Raw genomic sequence first — 2008 nt, forward strand, 5'->3', positions numbered from 1 at the left:
AACCACCCCACCCAACAGAACACACACACCACCACACCCCAACCACACCACCACAACCCGACCCACACCCAGACACACACCCCAGACACCCCACCACCACCCAGCCACCCCCGCCACCCAGCCACCCCACCACCCAGACCAGCCGGACGGGCCGGACGGGCCGGGCGCGCCGGGCCACCCAGACCAGCCAGGCCCACCCGAGCCACCCGAGCGAGCCAGGCCAGCCGGCCAGCCAGGCAGCCGGGCCACGGCAGACACCTACGCTCGCGACGACCCCCCGCGTCCCCACACCCCGGCCCCGGCACCCCGGCCCCGACACCGTTTCCTGACGACGTTTCCTGACACCCCATCAAAACAACAAACCACCCATGCGGTTTTCTGGTTCGAGTGCGGGCCCTTCCCCGATTCCGCCCCGGGACAGCCACCGGGCCCCGACAGGCACACAACCCACAACCCCTCCGGCGGCGCCCCGGCGCGCCCGCGCGGCGGGCTCCGGGTGCGGACGCGCGGGGAGACGCCGGGGAACGGCCGACCCGGACACGGGGGCACTCACCGTGCCCGCGGTACCGACGGCCGGCCGTACCGACGGCCGGCCGCGAACCCGGGCAGCCCCGGCAACCCCACCGCCCACCACACCGCCCACCACACCCGCCAACCCCGCCGCCCCCAACCCCGCCGCGCACACCCCGCCTCCACAACCCCCGCCTCCGCCACGGCAGGACCCGCCCCCGCGACCCCGGCCACGGCCCCGGCCACGGCGCGACGGAACCCACCCCGCACACCCCCGGCCGGCGGGCCGCGGCCCGCCCGCTCCGGCCTTGCCGGAACCGGGAACAGCCCGCAACGGCCCGCGACCGGCCGGCGCCGCGGGACGATGCCGGGAACGGAACCGGATCTGCCGGTTTCCCTTCCCGGGCACATGAAGAAACAGTGGAAAATAAACCGGGTGGTATGTATCTTTGGGGTTCCGCGAGACACCCACACCACCACTCGTCACCGTCATTTTGGGGGAAAGATGACAGCGATAACCTTCCGGCCCGCCCGCCCGCACGGCCACGAAGCACCCGCACAGAACAGACAGCACGGCCCACAGGCCGCACCACCCCTGTTCCGCTTTCCCTCACTCACCACCACCGTGCCCAAAGAATTCGTCCACCGCGCAGCCGTCGCCGAAGTCATGCTCACCGACTGGAAACGCAAAGACGACACCCACTTCAACGTGACAGCCCAATGGCCCCGCGGACACAGCTTCTTCAGCCCCATCGGCCCCCACCACGACCCCATGCTCGCAGCCGAGACCATCCGCCAGACCGGATCCCTCCTCGCACACGCCGAATTCGGCGTCCCCCTCGGCCACCACTTCCTCATGCGGCACCTCCACTACACCGTCGAACCCGACCACATCCTCACCGCCAGCACACCCGCCACACTCGACATCGACGTCACCTGCACCGACATCAGAAAACGCGGCAACACCCTCACCGGACTCCACTACGAAACAACCATCCACCGCGACGGACAACCCGCCGCACACGGAAGCGCCTCCTACACCTGCACCACACCAGCCGTATACCAAAGACTCCGCGCACACCACACCACCCCCACCCGCACCCCCCACCCCCTCACCACCCCCGCCCCACCCCACACCGTCGGCCGCACCACCCCCACCGACGTCGTCCTCACCCCCACCACCACACCACACCAATGGCAACTCAGAGCCGACACCCACCACCCCATCCTCTTCGACCACCCCGTCGACCACATCCCCGGCATGCTCCTCCTCGAAGCCGCCCGCCAAGCAGCCACCGCCACCCCCCACACCCCCACACCCCTCCTCCCCACCACCACAACCACCCACTTCCACCACTACGCCGAACTCCACACCCCCACCACCATCCACACCACCACCACCCACACCACCCCCACCCACACCACCCTCCACATCACCGGCCACCAAAACACCACCCCCATCTTCACCACCACCCTCACCACCCCCCACACCACAACC

1 protein-coding gene is annotated in these 2008 nt (G+C 70.2%); it reads left to right on the forward strand.

Features of this window, described 5'->3' with window-relative positions:
* Positions 1–1015 precede the first annotated feature (1015 nt).
* On the forward strand, positions 1016–2008 hold a 993-nt coding region (locus ACIOGX_RS36755; RefSeq protein ID WP_401919096.1), incomplete at its 3' end, for a ScbA/BarX family gamma-butyrolactone biosynthesis protein.

Origin of the sequence: Streptomyces sp. NPDC088147 (assembly GCF_044741565.1) — a bacterium.
Classification (GTDB): domain Bacteria; phylum Actinomycetota; class Actinomycetes; order Streptomycetales; family Streptomycetaceae; genus Streptomyces.